This window comes from Actinophytocola sp. (assembly GCF_050699915.1).
GTDB lineage: Bacteria > Actinomycetota > Actinomycetes > Mycobacteriales > Pseudonocardiaceae > Actinophytocola.
The window spans coordinates 18,038-34,738 of the sequence record NZ_JBOHGA010000047.1; the positions used below are offsets into that span (position 1 = coordinate 18,038).

Consider the following 16,701-nt stretch of genomic DNA (forward strand, 5'->3'; position numbering starts at 1 on the left):
CTTCTCGTGTCCGCCCTGGTCACGATGCCACTGGGAGTGACCGCGGGGCCGGCCGGCGCGTCGACCGCGCCCGCCGCGCAGGCGGCCGGCGGACAGCAGTCCAAGATCCTCAAGGTCGGCGTGACCCAGGAGATCGACTCGCTGAACCCGTTCATCAGCATCACCCGAACGGGCACCGACATCCTGCGCACCGCGTTCGACTACCTCACGGTCTACAGCCAGCAGGACCAGAAGCCGGTGAAGAGCCTGGCGGAGTCCTGGGAGACGTCCGAGGACAAGCTCACCTGGACGTTCCACATGCGCGAGGGCGTCAAGTGGTCCGACGGTCAGCCGCTGACCGCGAAGGACCCGGCCTTCACGTTCAACAAGATGATGACCGACGAGGTCGCGCGGACGGCGAACGGCAGCTTCGTCTCGCAGTTCGAGTCGGTCGAGGCCACCGACGACAAGACGCTGGTGATCAAGACCAAGGTGCCGCAGGCGACGATGCTGGCGCTGGACATCCCGCTCGTGCCCGAGCACATCTGGTCGAAGATGTCCGACATCGGGGCCGAGCCCGAGTACCCGATGGTCGGCAGCGGGCCGTACACGATCACGGAGTTCAAAGAGGCCCAGTTCGTCAAGATGAAGGCCAACAAGAACTACTGGCGGGGCGCGCCCAAGGTCGACGAGCTGCACTTCATCTACTACCGCAACGCGGACGCCGCGGTCACCGCCCTGCAGAGCGGCCAGGTCGACCTGGTCAACCGGCTGAGCCCGACCCAGTTCGACGCGCTCAAGAACGACTCGGACATCGCCCTCAACAACGCGCAGAACCGGCGGTTCAACGAGATCCTGCTCAACCCGGGCGCTGCCACCGCCGACGACAAGCCGATCGGAAACGGCAACCCGGCCCTCAAGGACGTCAAGCTGCGCCAGGCCATCGCCACCGCGATCGACTCCAAGACGCTGGTGGACAAGGTGTGGGGCGGCTACGCCGAGGAGGCCAAGGGCTACATCCCGCCGGTGTTCTCCGACTACGCGTGGTCCCCGCCCGACGACCTCAAGCGCGAGTTCGACCTCGACGAGGCGAACCGGATGCTAGACGAGGCCGGCTACAAGAAGGGCGCGGGCGGGGTCCGAACGGACAAGCAGGGCAAGCCGCTGAACCTGCGGCTGCTCACGCACGCGGAGAACGTCGTGGACGAGAACGCCGCGCCGTACGTCGTGGGCTGGCTCAAGGACATCGGCATCAACGCCCAGCTGCAGCCGCGCTCGGACGACCAGGTCAACGAGGACACCACGCGCGGCGAGTTCGACCTCGCGATGTCCGGCTGGAACGCCAACCCGGACCCGGACTACGTGCTGTCGCTGCAGACCTGCGCCAACCGGCCGAACGCACAGGGCGAGGGCGGCACGCCGGACTCGTTCCTGTGCGACGAGGAGTACGACGACCTCTACTCCCAGCAGCTGCAGGAGTTCGACCCCGCCAAGCGGGCCGACCTCGTCAAGCAGATGCAGGAGCGGCTCTACGAGCAGGCCACCCTCGTCGTGTTCGGCTACGACAACGCGCTCGAGGCCTACCGCAAGGAGGCCTTCGAGGGCTTCCCGCTGCAGCCGGCCGACGGCGGCGTGATCATGAACCAGCAGGGCTACTGGGGCTACCTCGGCGCCACGCCCAAGGGTGCGGGCCCGGTGCCCACGTTCGACGAGAACGGCATGATGACCGCCAGCGGCGAGGGCACCGACGAGGCGGCCGCGGACTCCGGTAGCAACACCGGGATGATCCTCGGCATCGTCGGCGGCATCGTCGTGGTGCTGCTCGTCGGCGGCCTGCTGTTCGCGCGCGGCCGGCGCAAGACCGCGGAAGATCGCGAATAGAGGGGGGATTCGTGGATCGTTGCTCAAGGCCTCGCGTCGACCAACGCGACCTCAGGGGAACGTGACGGAAGCCAACCACAAGAAACGGACATAACGGTTTCGTTCGCCGGAACGCAACCAACACTTCGAATTTCGGGGAGGCGGCTCTGTCGGACATTCTCAACCCGACCGAGGAGGCACTCGCGGAGGCTCCGCCACCCACTCGCGGTGGCGGAGTCGTCCGCTATGTGCTGACCAAGGTCGGTGGCGGGCTGATCAGCCTGGGCCTGGTGGTCGTGCTGGGCTTCCTGCTGTTCCGGGTGCTGCCCGGGGACGTCGTCCAGACGATGTTCCGCGGGCGGCCCGCCACCCCGGAGGCGATGGCGGAGCTCAAGAGCCAGCTCGGCCTCGACGACCCGCTGTACCAGCAGTTCCTGGACTACGTCTGGCGGCTGCTGCACGGCGACCTCGGCGAGTCGTACGTGTTCCGGGTGCCGGTCGCGCAGAAGATCGGCGAGCGGCTCGGCCCGACGCTGTTGCTCGTCGGCGTCGCCACCCTCATCGCCGTGGCGCTGGGCCTGTGGCTGGGCACGCGCTCGGCGTGGCGGCGGGGGAGCCGGTTCGACCGCGTCTCCACCGGCGTGGCGCTGACCCTGTGGTCCACGCCGACGTTCTGGCTCGGCATGCTGCTGCTCGGCGCGACCAGCGGGCTGTTCCCGACCCAGGGCATCGTCGACTCCGACACCCCGCCGGACTTCCTGTCGCAGACGATCGACGTCGCCCATCACATGGTGCTGCCGACGATCACGCTCGTCGCGGTGATCTACGCGCAGTACCAGCTCGTCATGCGCTCCTCCCTGCTCGAGGAGATGGGCTCGGACTACCTCACCACGGCCCGGGCGAAGGGCCTGCGCGACGACCTGGTCCGGCGCCGGCACGCGGTGCCCAACGCCCTGCTGCCGACGGTCACGCTGGTGTTCCTGCACCTCGGGTTCGTCATCGCGGGCGCGGTGACGACCGAGACCGTGTTCACCTGGCCCGGCCTGGGCCTGCTCACCTACGACGCGCTGTCCGACCGGGACCTGCCGCTGCTGCAGGGCACGTTCATCGTGCTCGCCGGCGCGGTGATCGCCATGAACGTCCTCGCCGACATCCTCTACCGCGTCCTCGACCCGCGGGTGCGTACCTCATGACGGCGCCGGCTCGCACTCCCGGCCCGCGGGCACTGGCCTGGCGCCGGCGCGGTGCGGCGTTCGCCGCCGGCTGGCGCGAGTTCTCCCGCCAGCGCACCGGCCTGGTCGGCCTCGGGCTGCTCACGCTCATCGTGCTGCTGGCGGTGCTCGCGCCGGTGCTCACCGACCAGCAGGCGCTGGACGTCACCAAGGCGACCGGCGGGCGACTCGAGGCGCCGAGCGCGGAGTTCCCGCTGGGCACCGACCGGCATGGCCGCTCGGTCCTGCTGCTCACCCTGTGGGGCTCGCGGATCTCGCTGACCGTCGGCTTCGTGGCCACCCTGATCGCGATCGGCATCGGCACGGTCATCGGCATCCTCGCCGCGCACTACGGCCGCTGGGTGTCCGCCACGCTGATGCGGGTCACCGACTTCTTCCTCGTGCTCCCGTCCCTCGTCCTGGCGATCGCGCTGTCGACGGTCCTGGAGCGCGGCATCGGCACGATCATCCTGGCGATCGGCCTGACGTCGTGGCCTTCGGCGGCGCGGCTGGTGCGCGCGCAGACGCTGACGATCGAGGCGCGCCCGTACATCGAGCGCTCGCGGGCCCTGGGCGGCGGGCACCTGCACGTGATCACCAAGCACGTGCTGCCGGCGGTGCTGCCGCTGGTGTTCGTCAACACCACGCTCGCGGTGGGCAGCGCGATCGTGGCCGAGTCGACCCTGTCGTTCCTCGGCCTCGGCGACCCCGACCCGCTGCGCCCGTCGTGGGGATCCATGCTGCGCTCGGCCTGGCTGGACAGCGCGGTGATCGCGGGCGCCTGGTGGTACCTGCTGCCGCCGGGCATCGCGATCGGCATCGTGGTGCTGGCGTTCACCATGTGCGGGCGGGCGCTGGAGTCGGTGCTGAACCCACGGTTGCGGGAGGGCTGAGCGGTGCCCGAGCAGAACGCACTGCTGCGGCTCGAGAACCTGTCGGTTCGCTACCGCGGGCGCGAGCGGGAGGTCGAGGCAGTCCGCGAGGTGAGCCTGAGCCTGGCGGCGGGGGAGACGCTCGGCCTGGCCGGCGAGTCCGGCTGCGGCAAGTCCACGGTCGCGATGTCGGTGCTGCGGCTGCTGCCCACCTCGGCACAGGTCAGCGGCGAGATCCTGCTGGACGGCGAGGACGTCGCCACGATGAAGTGGGGCCGGCTGCGCGCGGTGCGCTGGACGACGGCGGCGATCGTGTTCCAGGGAGCGATGCACGCGCTGAACCCGGTGCGCCGGGTGCGGGACCAGATCGCCGAGCCGATCGTGCTGCACGGCTCGCGACAGCCCTCGACGGCCGAGCTGCGCAAGCGGGTGAACGAGCTGCTCGCCCAGGTCGAGCTGCCGGCCGCGAAGGGCGACGCGTACCCCCACGAGCTCTCCGGCGGGCAGAAGCAGCGGGTGATGATCGCGATGGCGCTCGCCTGCGAGCCGCGGCTGATCATCGCCGACGAGCCGACCACCGCGCTCGACGTCATCGTGCAGGCGCAGGTGCTCGACCTGATGACGAGCCTGGTGGCCAAGCAGGACATCGGGCTGATCATGATCAGCCACGACCTGGCGGTGCTCGCGTCGACCTGCCAGCGGCTCGCGGTGATGTACGAGGGCCGGATCGTGGAGGAGGGCGCGGCGGCGTCGATCATCGCCGAGCCGACGCACGAGCACACCAAGGCGCTCGCGGCGGCGTTCCCCACGGTCGGCGACCCGGCCTACCGGTACGCGCCGGCGACGAACAGCGCTCTGGGGCTGCCCGAGCCGCCGACCGCGGACGAGACGGGCGCGGCGCCCGCCGAGCCCCTGCTGCGCACCGAGGACCTCCGGGTGACCTTCGAGGGGCGCGGGCGAGCGGTCACCCACGCCGTCGCGGGCGTGGACCTCGAGGTGCGGCCGGGCGAGATCGTCGCACTGGTCGGCCAGTCCGGGTCGGGCAAGACGACGCTGGCGCGCGCGATCCTCGGCCTGCAGCCGCCGACGAGCGGACGAGTGGTCTACGACGGCGCACCGGTGCCGACGTCGAGCGGCGGGCTGAAGGCCTACCGCCGGCAGGTGCAGCTGGTGCTGCAGGATCCGACGAGCGCGCTGAACCCCCGGCACTCGGTGTACGAGTCGGTCGCGGAGGGCCTGCGGATCCACCGCGTGGAGGGCGACGAGCGGGAGCTGGTGGCGGCCGCGCTGGAGGGGGCCGAACTGCGCCCGCCCGAGGAGTTCATGCCCCTGTTGCCCCACCAGCTCTCCGGCGGGCAGCGGCAGCGGGTGGTGATCGCGGGTGCGCTGGCGCTGGAGCCGCGGCTGCTGGTCGCGGACGAGCCGGTGGCGTCGCTGGACGCGTCGGTGCGCGGCGAGATCCTGGCGCTGCTGCTGCGGCTGCGGGCCAAGCTGGACCTCGCCGCCCTGGTCATCACCCACGACCTGGGGCTGGCGTGGAACATCGCCGACCGGGTGGCCGTGATGTACCAGGGCGAGCTGGTCGAGGTGGGCCCGGTGGACGAGGTCCTGCGCGAACCGACGCATGACTACACTCGCTCGCTGCTGGCCGCCCTCCCGTCGACGCGACCCCAGACGTGACCGCTACCCGGAGTGTCGTGCCGGGAGCGCGCGGTGCGCCGAAAAGCAGCCACTGCGGCAATCAGACCAACGCCCCTGTGTAATCTCGAACCGCCATGTTGACCGCCACCCAGCCGACCCCCGGGGCACCCTCTGTGACCACCGTCGACGCGTCCCACGCGGAGCCCGGTGTGCGCACGCACCCGCTGCCCGTGCGCACGATCGCGCTCGGCACGGTCGGCAGCGTGTTGATCCTGGTCAGCGCGCTGGGGGCGGGGGCGATCCTGGCGCAGGACCCGCTGCTCGGCCGCGGGCCGCTGTCCTGGGTCCGGTACGGGCACGGGCGGATGCTCGCCACGATCGTGCTCTACATCGGATTCCTGCTCGTCGTGTGGGCGTGGGTACGGCTGGGCCGGCACGTGCTCGCCGGCCGGGTGGGCGCGCGGCCGGTGCTGGTCGCGGCGGCCTGCTGGATCGTGCCGATGCTGTTCTCGCCGCCGGTGTTCAGCCGGGACGCCTACCTCTACGTCGCCTACGGAACGCTGCCGCTGCACGGGTTCGACCCGTTCACGAGCGGTCCGGGCAACCTCGAGGTCGACCCGGTGGTGGACAACGTCGACTCGTTCTGGCAGAGCACGCCGGCGCCCTACGGGCCGCTGTTCATCCTGCTGGCCAAGGGCGTCATCTCGATCACCGGCACGAACATGATCGCCGGCGTGCTGCTGATGCGGCTCGGGCTCGTGGTCGGCGTAGGCCTGCTGCTGTGGGCGATGCCGAGGCTGGTGCGCCACCTCGGCGGCCGGCTGCCGGTGGCGCTGTGGCTCGCGATCGCCGGGCCGATGACCGTGGTGCACCTGATCGGCGGGCCGCACAACGACCTGCTGATGGTCGGCTTCCTCGCCGCCGGCACCGCGCTGATGCTCGACCGGCGACATGTGCTCGGCATCGTGCTGGTGACGCTCGCGGTCGCGGTGAAGGCGACCGCCGCGGTCGCGCTGCCGTTCCTGGTGTGGGTGTGGGCCGGGCACCTCACGTCGACGCGATGGCGCAACTTCGCGCGGGCGTGCGCGTTCTCGCTCGCGATCTTCCTCGCCACGTTCGCTCTGACGACCTTCGCGTCCGGAGTGGACCTCGGCTGGATCGCCGCGCTCGACGCCCCGACCGCGATCATCAACTGGCTCTCGCTGCCCACCGGCGTCGGCGAGTTCATCCACGCGCTCGTCGGCTTGGCGATCGACCTGAACAAGGTGTACTTCGTGAACGCGATGCGCGTCGTCGGCGGCATCGTGATGTTGGTGGTCCTGGTGAAGCAGTGGTGGCGGGCGCGCGACGGCGGCCCGGACGCGGTCAAGCGCGCCGCGATCGCGTTGCTGGTCGTCGCGATCCTCTCGCCCGCTACGCTGCCGTGGTATCTGACGTGGGGGTTCATGCTCGCCGCCGCTCTGCCGTGGAAGCCGCGCCAGCTCGCCGTACAGGCGACCGTCGCGGTGTTCCTCGTGCTGACCTACAGCCCGGCCGGGGACGACCTGCTCTACGACTGGTTGTTCATGGCGCTCGCCGCCGGCGTGTCGGTGCTGGCCGGGCTGTCGCTGCTGCGGCCGGACCCGCTGAAACTGTTCAAACCTGGCGACGAGCCGCTCACGCCGGTAGGAGTCACACGATGAGCGCGGGTACCGAGACCGCACCTGAGGGAGCCGAGACCGGGGGACCAGTGCCCCGGGGAGCCGAGGCCCCGAGAGCCGATCCCCTCGACGGGGCGTCCGAGATCCCGGTGGCCCCGAAGGGCGCCCGGAGGTCCAACAACCCCACGAGCACGATCGTGCAGGGCACGATCGGCTCGCTGATGCTGCTGCTCGGCGGTTTCGGCGCCGCCGCGACCGCGGTGAACGACCCGTTCCTGTCGGAGGGTCCGGCCTCGTGGGTTCGCTACGGGCACGGCAAGATGCTCGCCACGGTCGTGGTCTACCTCGGCTACGTCCTGCTGGTGTGGGCGTGGGTGCGGCTGGGTCGCAAGGTGCTCGCCGGCGAGGTCGGCACGCGGCCGGTGCTGGTCGCGGCCGCGTGCTGGATCGCGCCGATGCTGATCGCGCCCGCGATGTTCACCACCGACGTGTACTCCTACCTGGCGCAGGCCGGCGCCCTGTTGGAGGGCTACGACCCGTACTCGGTCGGCCCGACCGTGGTGGCCGCGCCGGAGCTCATAGAGAACGTGCACCCGTTCTGGCACGACCAGCCGTCGCCGTACGGACCGTTCTTCCTGTTGCTCGCCAAGGGAATCGTGTCGCTGACCGGCACGAACATCCTGGTCGGGTCGCTGTTGCTGCGCGCGGTGCTGGTGACCGGGCTCGGCCTGCTGGTGTGGGCGCTGCCCGGGCTGGTGCGCCACCTGGGCGGGCGGCTGCCGGTGGCGGCGTGGATGCTGCTGGCCGGCCCGCTGACCGTGGTGCACCTGGTCGGCGGCCCGCACAACGACGTGCTGATGATCGGCTTCCTGGCGGCCGGCACGCTTCTGCTGCTGGAGCGCCGGCACGTGGCCGGGTTCGCGCTCGTGTCGATCGCCGTGGCCGTGAAGGCGAGCGCGTTGGTGGCGCTGCCGTTCCTGGTGTGGGTGTGGGCCGGGCACCTGTCGTCGACGCGGTGGCGGAACTTCGCGCGGGCCTGCGCGAGCGCGGTGGCGGTGTTCGCCGTGGTGCTCACGGCGGTGTCGCTGGCCGCCGGGGTGAACGTGGGCTGGATCTACCACATCGACGCGTCGTCGAAGCTCGTGAACTGGCTGGGACCGCCGACGGCCGCGGGGGAGCTCCTGCACGGCATCATCGGCATCGCCGTCCAGGTGCCGGTGGAGTGGGTCGTCACGATCACCCGGATCCTCGGCCAGGTCGTGCTGTTCGTGATCATCCTGCGCCTGTGGTGGCGCGCGCGCGACGGCGGCCCGGGCGCGGTGCGGATGGCGGCGATCGCGCTGTTCGCGGTGGCCGTGCTGTCGCCGACGCTGCTGCCCTGGTATCTGACGTGGGGCCTCGTGCTCGCGGTCGGGCTGCCGTGGAAGCCGCGTCAGCTGGCGGTGTTCGTCGGGGTGTCGGCGTTCATGGTGGCCCCGTACTCGGCGGACGGCGAGCAGATGATGTACATCGGGATGTGGGTCATCGTGTCGGTGGCCGCGGCGGTGCTGGCGGGGGTGTCCCTGGTCCGGCCCGACCCGCTGCACCTGCGCGAGCGCCAGTTCATCTGAGTCGCTTCAGGCGCCGCGGGCGGTGAGGGTGGCCACGGCTCGGGTGGCGGCGTCGCGGACCCGGCGAACCGGGTCGTCGCGGAGTGGGGCCACGTCGGCCAGGGCGTCGCCCAGCAGGTTGCGGGCGACGACCTTCGCGGCCATCTCGCGGACCCGCCACGCCGGGTCGCGCAGCCCGGCCCGCAGGGCTGGGAGCGCGCTGTCCTCCCACGCCCACAGCAGCCCGCGCGTGCCCCACACCCGCAGCCAGTACCGCAGGTCCTCGTCCTCTCGGTTGGCGAACCACCACGGTGCGGTCCGTCCGGCGAGCACGCGCACGAACCCGTCGTCGGCCTCGCCGCCCTCGACGAGGCGCACGCAGCCGGCGACCACGGCGGCCCGGCCTCGCCGGGTGCACTCGGCGAGGATCCGCTCGCGCGGGCTCGGCTCGGTCATGGCGTCATTCTCTCCGCCCTTGCCACTGCCCGGGCGTAGCGGCCGGCGAGGACTGCCAGCTGTGCGAGGAGCTCCGGCGGGCCGGCCACCTCGAAGTCGGCGTCCATCAGTCCGATGTAGACGGCCAGCATCTGCGGGGTGTCGGAGCCGACGGCTACCACACAGGACTCCGCGGACGTCTCCAGCAGCTCCACACCCGGCGGCAGCCGGGGCGCGAGCTCCTCCGGCGGGGCGAACACGCGGACCGTGGCCCGGAAGCGCCACGTCGCGGTGCCGAGCTTCGCGGCCACGTACGCGGCCAGGTCGCCGTCGGGCGGCTCGCGCGGGACGAACCGGGGACCGGTCGGGATCTTCGGGCGCAGGCGGTCCACTCGAAACGTCCGCCAGTCGTCCCGGTCGAGGTCGTAGGCGACGAGGTACCAACGGCCGCGGGCGTGCGCGAGACGGTGCGGCTCCACGCTGCGCACGATGTCGTGGCCCTCGTGGGTGGTGTAGTCGAACCGCAGCCGCTCGTGGTCCCGGCACACCGCGGCGAGGGTGGTGAGTACGTCCGAGTCGACCGTCGGGCCGCCGCCGGGCACCGGGACGGTCGCGGTGTGCAGCGCGTTGACCCGGTGCCGCAGTCGCGAGGGGAGCACCTGCTCGAGCTTGGTCAGCGCGCGGACCGAGGTCTCCTCGATGCCGGTGACCGTGCCGCCGGCCGCCGTACGCAGCCCGACCGCGACCGCCACGGCCTCCTCGTCGTCGAGCAGCAGCGGCGGCAGCTGCGCCCCCGCGCCGAGGCGGTAGCCACCCGCCACCCCCGGCGTGGCGTGCACCGGGTAGCCGAGGTTGCGCAGCCGCTCGACGTCCTTGCGCACGGTCCGGGTCGACACGCCGAGCCGTTCGGCGAGCGACGGTCCGGTCCAGTCGCGGCGCGCCTGCAGCAGCGAGAGCAGCCGCAACAGCCGTGCGGAGGTGTCCAGCACGGGTCCCAGTCTGCCCTACATTGCGGAACGAAGTCTTCCGCAATCGTTCCTAACCTCGGCTCATGAACATCGAGAAGTTCCGCGTCGACGTCCCGCAGGCCGAACTCGACGACCTCCACGCCCGCCTCGCAGCCACCCGCTGGCCCACCGCCATGACGGGTGTCGGCTGGGAGCGTGGTGTGCCGGTCGACTACCTGCGCGACCTCGCCGAGCATTGGCGCACCCGGTTCGACTGGCGCGCCCAGGAGCGGTGGCTCAACTCGTTCCCGCAGTTCACCACGACCGTCGACGGGCAGCGGCTGCACTTCGTGCACGTCCGGTCGGCCAACTCCGGCGCGCTGCCGCTGCTGCTCACCCACGGCTGGCCGAGCTCGTTCGTGGAGCTGCTCGGCCTCGTCGAGCCGCTGACCGACGACTTCCACCTGGTTATCCCGTCGCTGCCCGGGTTCGGCTTCGCCACCCCGATGACCGAACCGGGGTGGGGCAACCTGTTCCGGGTCGCCGGCGCGTTCGCGGAGCTGATGACCGAGCTCGGCTACGAGCGGTTCGGCGCGCACGGCGGCGACATCGGCGCGGGCGTCACCGGGATGCTGCCGATGGTGGCACCCGGCCGGGTCGTTGCCGCGCACGTCACCGGTCCCGGGCCCTACCCGTTCGGCCCGCCGGTCCCGATCGCCGGGTTGTCCGATGTGGACAAGGTGCGCGCCGAGCGGTTCAACACGTTCCAGGAGGAGGGGCTCGGCTACCTGCACCTGCAGGCGACCCGGCCGACCACGCTGGCCTTCTCCCTCAACGACTCGCCGGCCGGGCAGCTGGCCTGGATCGCGGAGAAGTTCGCGGCCTGGACCGACCCGGCCAAGCCGGAGCCGCAGGACGCGGTGGACGTCGACCGGCTGCTGACCAACGTCAGCGTGTACTGGTTCACCGGCTCGGGCGCGTCCTCGGCGCAGTTCGGCTTCGAGGGCATGCAGGCGTTCAAGGCGTTCGTCGGCGAGACCGGGGCCGCGCCGCTGAACGCGGGTGGGGTGCCGCTCGGCGTGTCGGTGTTCGCCGCCGACCATTCCATCCGCTGGCTGCTCGACCCGGACGGCGCGGTCTCGACCTGGACCGAGCACGACCGGGGCGGGCACTTCCCCGCGATGGAGACACCTGACCTGCTCGCCGCGGACCTGCGAGGCTTCTTCCGTGACCACCGCTGAGATACGCCGGCTGAACCGGGCGACGCTGGACCGCCAGCTCCTGCTCCACCGGTCCAGCGTGTCCACAATGGACGCGGTGGCGCGGTTGGTGGGCCTGCAGGCGCAGGCCGCAAACGCGCCCTACCTCGGGCTGTGGTCGCGGCTCACCGGCTTCGCGCCCGACGACCTCACGGGTCTGCTGGAGGATCGGTCGGTCGTGCGGTCCTCGACGCTGCGCGGGACCCAGCACATCGTGGCCGGGGCGGACTACCCGTGGCTGCGGCCGCTCGTGGCGCCGACACTCGCGCGCGGGCGACAGGCCGCGTTCGGCAGGGTGACCAAGGGCGTGGACCTCGCCGAGCTGGCCACGGTGGGGGAGTCGCTGCTGGCCGGCCGCACGCTGACCCGCCCGCAGCTGCGTGACCTGCTGGCGCCGCGGTGGCCGGACGCCGAGCCGGACGCGCTGGCCTGGTCGGTGCAGTGCCTCGTCCCGGTGGTGCACCCGCCGCCGAACGGCACCTGGCGCCGCGGCGGGACGACGCCGTTCGCGCTGGCGACCGAATGGTTGGGCCGGCCGCTCGAGGAGCCGGACCCGGCGCGGCTCGTGCGCCGGTACCTGGCCGGCTACGGCCCGGCGACCGTGCGGGACATGCGGATGTGGTCGGGCGTGACCGGCCTCGGCGAGGTCGTGGCGGCGATGCCGGACCTGGTGCGGTTCGACGGCGAGCGCTACGACCTGCCGAACATGGCCTACCCAGACCCGGACACGCCGGCGCCCGTGCGGCTGTTGCCGGAGTTCGACAACCTGATCGTCGCCTACGCCGACCGCACGCGGCTGATGCCGGACGAGTACCGCAAGCGGATCTGCGTCGGCTCGATGATCGCGCCGACGGTCCTGGTGGACGGGACGGTGCGCGGGTCGTGGCAGCTGCGCCGGTCTCGCGACCGGGCGACAGACCGGGCAACAGATCGGGCGACAGATCGGGCGACGCTGTCGGTCGAGCTGTTCGAGCGGCTGCCCGCCGCGGACCACGCCGAGGTAGAGGCGGAGGCCTTGCGGCTGCTGGAGTTCGCGGCGCCGGAGGTGGAACGGGAGCTGGTGTGGACGTGAGCCATCCGCTGTTGGCCGTGCTGCTGGACGCTGCGGCGGGGCTCTTCCCGCCGGCCGACGGGCGGGCGGTCTTCCTGCCACCGTTGGCCGACGGGCGCGCGGCGGTGGTGTCGCTGACCGGCCGGGTGTACGTGGCGAGCACACGGACGCTGCCCGGGCTGGACGCGTTCGGCTCGGCGCTACGGCCGTCGACGCTGTCGGCGCTCGCCGGGCCGTCCGGGGAGGTCGACACGCTGGACGTGACGCTCGCGGCGCACGGGCTGGGCGGCGGCACCCTGCCCGTGCGGTCGGATCTCGACGACCACCCCCGGGTCCGACTCGCCCAGACGTTGCGTGGCGAGGTCCGCGTGCACGGCGACGAACGCGGGCTGGTGACGATCGCGCGCGGGCTCGCGGGCCGGACGGAGCTGTCCGTGGAGCTGACCGGAACGGGGGAGCGCGGGGTCGGGCGCGGCCTGATCCGGGACGGGCTGCGGCTGGTGGCGGCCGGTGAGCCGGTGTTCGCGGCCGTGGCGCCCGGCAACGCGCGGTCACTGCGCGCGTGCCTCGCCGCCGGCTTCACGCCCATCGGGAGCGAGGTCCTCATCGGTTGACATGCAGCCAGTTGGCTGCCTATATTCAGGCAGCCAACTGGCTGCATGTTGAGGATGGGCGATGGACGAGGTGTTCCGGGCACTGGCCGACCCCAGTCGGCGCCGGCTACTCGACCGGCTGAACGACCGCAACGGACAGACCCTGCGCGAGCTGTGCGCGGGGCTGGACATGGCGCGGCAGTCGGTGAGCAAGCATCTCGCCGTGCTCGAGCAGGCCAACCTCGTGAACACCGTGCGGCGCGGCCGGGAGAAGCTGCATCACCTCAACGCGGAGCCGATCAACGCCATCGCGCAGCGCTGGATCCACCGGTACGACCAGGACCACGTGCACGCACTGGCGAACCTGAAAACCGCATTGGAGGCCGAACCCATGGGCGACCCCGTGTTCGTCTACACCACATTCATCGCGACCACGCCCGAGCGGCTCTGGCGCGCGCTGACCGAGCCGGAGTTCACCCGCCAGTACTGGGGCGGCCTCGAGGTCGTGTCCGACTGGCAGGTCGGCTCGCCGATCCTGGCGCGGTTCGGCCCGGACGCCGAGCCCGTGGACCAGGGCATGGTCGTGCTCGAGGCCGAACCGCACCGGCGGCTCGCCTACAGCTGGCACAAGTACCAGCCCGCGCACGCGGAGCTGTTCGGCTGGTCGGAGGAGAAGTTCGCCGAGCTCATGGCCGAGCCGCGCACCCGGGTGGCGTTCGACATCGAGGAGGCCGGGTCCGTGGTCAAGCTGACCGTGACCCACGACGGCTTCGCGGGCGAGACGGAGATGTACCGGGCGGTCAGCGGACAGCTCGCGGAGAGCGGCGGCGGTTGGCTGCATCTGGTCGCGAGCATCAAGACACTGCTGGAGACCGGCGCGCCGCTGCCGGAGGCGACACCCGCCTAGGCCAGCTTGCCCACCGCCGCGATCGTCGCCTCGATCTGCGCCGGCGTGGTCACGATGCTCGGCCCGAAGCGCAGGTACAGCTCGGCGTAGGGCGTCACGCTCGCCGCGATCCGGTGCTCGGCGCGCAGCCGGGCGGCCGCCGTGGGCGCGTCCATTGTGGACAGATCGCAGCAGACGATGCCGGCGGACAGGTCGGCCGAGGCGGGCGTGACGACCCGGACGCCGTCGATCCCGGCCAGGCCCTCCTTGAGCTGGGTGGCCTGCTCGGCGATGCGGGCGGCGATCCGGTCCCGGCCGATCGCGGCGTGGAACTCGAACGCCTCGCGCACGGCCCAGCGGTGCTCGAAGGAGTGGTAGCCGCCGGGCGTGAAGGTGGCGCCGGGCGACCCGTCACCGGCGAAGGTCGGGATGATCGGGGCGAGCGCGTCCCACTGCCGGCCCCACAGCAACCCCGTGCCGCGCGGTCCGAACAGCCACTTGTGCGTGCCGGTCGAGAGGAAGTCGCAGCGCAGGTCGCCGATGTCGGTGTCCACCGCGCCGAACCCGTGCACGCCGTCGACGCACAGCAGCGCGCGGTCCGCGGGCGGCCGGCCGGCGTTGGCCTCGGCGACCGCCTCGCCGATGGCCGGGATGGGCAGCCGGACGCCGGTGCCGGAGTGCACCCAGGTCACCGCGACCACGCGGGTGCGCGGCCCGATCGCGGCGCGCAGCCGGTCGACGATCTCTGTCTCGTTCGCGGTGGCCGGGTCGTCGTAGAGCCGGACACGTCGCACGGTCGCGCCGGTGCGCTCGCTCGCCAGGCGCAGCGCCTCGGTGGTGGCGTAGAAGTCGTGCTCGGTGGTGAGGATCTCCTGGCCGGCGTTCAGGTTCAGGCCGGAGTAGAGCAGGCCGAGCCCCATGGTGGTGCTGTCGGTGAGCGCGACGTTCCCCGGCTCGGTGGCGAGGTAGGCGGCGGCGGCCTGGCGGACCTCGTCCTCGGCCTGATGGTGCTCCTGGACGTAGTGCTCGGGGTCCGCGTCGAGCCCGGCGCGGTGCGCCTCGATCGCGTCGCGGACCGGCTTCGGATGCGCGGCGAGCACGAACGCGGCGAGGTGGACGAGGTCCGGGTCGAGCGGGAACTGCGCGCGGACGGAGTCCCAGTCGTCCGGGGCGAACCCGGCGGCGCGCCGCTCGGGGCGGGCGGGGGAGCAGCCGGAGAGCGCGGCTCCGGCTCCCGCGACGAGTCCGGCGGTGAGCAGGCTGCGGCGGCGCAGTACGTCCATCCGGCGATCGTATGTGCTGAGAGCGCACGCGGGGACCGTCAGGTTGGACCCGTCAGCGCAGGGCGGGCTCGGTGAGCGTGAGGGTGCCGGCGTCCGCGTCCAGGGTCGCCGTCACGCCGAGGGGGATGGTGAGCTGGGCCGGCACGTGGCCGAACCCGAGATCCCACACCATCGGGATGCCCAGGCCGCCCAACAGGTCCGCCACCACGGTGTACACATCGGACGGTTCGCCGCAGCCGGTCCACGAGCCGAGCGCGATGCCGGCCACGCCGGTGAACCAGCCCGCCCGCAGCAGCTGGGTGAGCATCCGGTCGAGCTGGTAGGGCTCTTCGTTGACGTCCTCGAGCAGCACGATCGCGTCGTCGGGCGGGCGGGCCGTCGCGCCGACGCACGACGAGAGCAGGCTGAGGTTGCCGCCGACGACCGTGCCCGTCGCGGTGCCGTGGTTCATCGTGGCGACCGTCGGGCCGGTCAGCGTCAGCATCGACTCCGGCTCGAACAGCGTGGCGCGCAGGTACTTCTGGGCGGTCTGGTCGAACGACGGACCCGCGGTGATGGGGGAGAACATCGTGACCACGCCGAGGCGCTCGCCGAGCTCGCCGTGCAGCGCGGTGATGTCGCTGGACCCGGTGAACACCTTGGGGCCGGCCCCGGACATCGCGTCCCAGTCGAGCAGGTCGATCATCCGCATGGCGCCGTACCCGCCGCGCGCGCAGACCACCGCGGCGATCTCCGGGTCACACCACGCCTGCTGCAGGTCGGCGGCGCGGTGCGCGTCGAGGCCGGCGAGGTAGGGCAGGTCGGGGTGGCGGTCGAGGACGTGCGGTGCTACCCGCACGCGCAGGCCCCAGTCCTGCAGCACGGCCACGCTGGTGTCGACGAGCTCGGGCGGCGGCGGCCCGGACGGTGCGACGATCGTGACCGTGTCGCCGGCCTTCAGCCGCGGTGGCCGAACGCGCGTCACGTGCGCAGCTCCAGCCTGGGTACGCCGGGCGGCTCGAAGCCGAACACCTGGCCGTAGAAGGAAAGCTCGGCCTCCAGCGCCGCCCGCATGGTGTCCGCGCGGCGGAACCCGTGCTGCTCGCCCTCGAAGGTCAGGTATGCGTGCGGCACCCCGCTGCCGTCGAGGCTCGCCACGAACCGGTCGGCCTGCTCGGGCGGGCAGACCTCGTCCTCGAGGCCCTGCAGCAGCAGGACCGGCCCGGCGAGCTTGTCCATGCGGTTGATGGGCGAGCGCTCGACGTAGCGGTCGGTGTGCTCGGGCAGGGTGCCGACGAGGTTGTCGAGGTAACGGGACTCGAAGTCGTGCGTCTCGCCGACCCAGGCGAGCATGTCGAGGACGGGGTACATGATCGTGGCGCACCGGTAGGTGTCCACTGTGGTCATCGAGGCGGCGGCGGTCCAGCCGCCGGCGCTGCCGCCGCGGATGGCGAGCCGGCCGGGGTCGGCCGCGCC

At 72.0% G+C, this 16,701-nt stretch carries 15 protein-coding genes; 10 read left to right on the top strand and 5 right to left on the bottom strand.

Annotated elements, in window-relative coordinates; genetic code table 11:
* The first annotated feature begins 6 nt into the window (after positions 1-6).
* From ACRDSK_RS11615 to mptB (ACRDSK_RS11640), 6 genes are all read left to right on the top strand, one after another.
* Positions 7-1,860 carry an ABC transporter substrate-binding protein gene (locus tag ACRDSK_RS11615; protein WP_431440291.1) on the top strand — a complete coding sequence of 618 codons (1,854 nt, stop codon included), beginning with the start codon at positions 7-9 and terminating at the stop codon, positions 1,858-1,860.
* A 146-nt stretch (positions 1,861-2,006) separates the two neighbouring features.
* The gene (locus ACRDSK_RS11620) at positions 2,007-3,032 is read left to right on the top strand and encodes an ABC transporter permease (RefSeq protein WP_431440317.1); all 1,026 of its coding nucleotides are present in this window, start codon (positions 2,007-2,009) and stop codon (positions 3,030-3,032) included.
* Complete coding sequence (locus tag ACRDSK_RS11625; protein WP_431440293.1) at positions 3,029-3,943, top strand: ABC transporter permease; 915 nt, start codon at positions 3,029-3,031, stop codon at positions 3,941-3,943. The genes ACRDSK_RS11620 and ACRDSK_RS11625 overlap by 4 nt, the downstream gene beginning before the upstream one ends.
* 3 nt (positions 3,944-3,946) lie before the next feature.
* Positions 3,947-5,602 (top strand): dipeptide ABC transporter ATP-binding protein, encoded by a 1,656-nt coding sequence (locus tag ACRDSK_RS11630; RefSeq protein ID WP_431440295.1) that lies wholly within the window; start codon positions 3,947-3,949, stop codon positions 5,600-5,602.
* 134 nt (positions 5,603-5,736) lie between these two features.
* Positions 5,737-7,245 (top strand): polyprenol phosphomannose-dependent alpha 1,6 mannosyltransferase MptB, encoded by a 1,509-nt coding sequence (mptB, locus tag ACRDSK_RS11635; RefSeq protein ID WP_431440296.1) that lies wholly within the window; start codon positions 5,737-5,739, stop codon positions 7,243-7,245.
* Positions 7,242-8,813, top strand: a complete 1,572-nt coding sequence (mptB, locus tag ACRDSK_RS11640; protein WP_431440297.1) for a polyprenol phosphomannose-dependent alpha 1,6 mannosyltransferase MptB — start codon at positions 7,242-7,244, stop codon at positions 8,811-8,813. The genes mptB (ACRDSK_RS11635) and mptB (ACRDSK_RS11640) overlap by 4 nt, the downstream gene beginning before the upstream one ends.
* Before the next feature lie 6 nt (positions 8,814-8,819).
* Here mptB (ACRDSK_RS11640) and ACRDSK_RS11645 read toward each other — a convergent pair whose 3' ends face one another.
* Both ACRDSK_RS11645 and ACRDSK_RS11650 read right to left on the bottom strand, forming a co-directional pair.
* A complete protein-coding gene (locus tag ACRDSK_RS11645) occupies positions 8,820-9,248 on the bottom strand; it encodes a hypothetical protein (protein WP_431440299.1) in 429 nt (142 codons plus the stop codon).
* Positions 9,245-10,216, bottom strand: coding sequence for a helix-turn-helix transcriptional regulator (locus ACRDSK_RS11650; protein ID WP_431440301.1), 972 nt, complete (start codon positions 10,214-10,216; stop codon positions 9,245-9,247). Before ACRDSK_RS11650 ends, ACRDSK_RS11645 begins: the two co-directional genes overlap by 4 nt.
* Positions 10,217-10,278: 62 nt before the next feature.
* On the opposite strand from ACRDSK_RS11650, the gene ACRDSK_RS11655 reads away from it, so the two are divergent.
* From ACRDSK_RS11655 to ACRDSK_RS11670, 4 genes are all read left to right on the top strand, one after another.
* On the top strand, positions 10,279-11,415 hold the full coding sequence (locus ACRDSK_RS11655; protein WP_431440303.1) for an epoxide hydrolase family protein: 1,137 nt from the start codon (positions 10,279-10,281) through the stop codon (positions 11,413-11,415).
* On the top strand, positions 11,402-12,505 hold the full coding sequence (locus ACRDSK_RS11660) for a winged helix DNA-binding domain-containing protein (RefSeq protein WP_431440305.1): 1,104 nt from the start codon (positions 11,402-11,404) through the stop codon (positions 12,503-12,505). Before ACRDSK_RS11655 ends, ACRDSK_RS11660 begins: the two co-directional genes overlap by 14 nt.
* The gene (locus ACRDSK_RS11665; RefSeq protein WP_431440307.1) at positions 12,502-13,098 is read left to right on the top strand and encodes an N-acetyltransferase; all 597 of its coding nucleotides are present in this window, start codon (positions 12,502-12,504) and stop codon (positions 13,096-13,098) included. Before ACRDSK_RS11660 ends, ACRDSK_RS11665 begins: the two co-directional genes overlap by 4 nt.
* 61 nt (positions 13,099-13,159) lie before the next feature.
* Positions 13,160-13,984, top strand: coding sequence for an ArsR/SmtB family transcription factor (locus ACRDSK_RS11670; RefSeq protein ID WP_431440309.1), 825 nt, complete (start codon positions 13,160-13,162; stop codon positions 13,982-13,984).
* Here the strand turns inward: ACRDSK_RS11670 and ACRDSK_RS11675 are convergent.
* From ACRDSK_RS11675 to ACRDSK_RS11685, 3 genes are all read right to left on the bottom strand, one after another.
* A complete protein-coding gene (locus tag ACRDSK_RS11675; protein ID WP_431440311.1) occupies positions 13,981-15,246 on the bottom strand; it encodes an aminotransferase class V-fold PLP-dependent enzyme in 1,266 nt (421 codons plus the stop codon). The genes ACRDSK_RS11670 and ACRDSK_RS11675 overlap by 4 nt on opposite strands.
* 52 nt (positions 15,247-15,298) lie before the next feature.
* Entirely contained in the window at positions 15,299-16,210 is a 912-nt protein-coding gene (locus ACRDSK_RS11680; protein WP_431440313.1) for a S66 peptidase family protein, read from the bottom strand.
* On the bottom strand, positions 16,207-16,701 hold a 495-nt coding region (locus ACRDSK_RS11685), incomplete at its 5' end, for a prolyl oligopeptidase family serine peptidase (protein ID WP_431440315.1). The genes ACRDSK_RS11685 and ACRDSK_RS11680, both read right to left, overlap by 4 nt.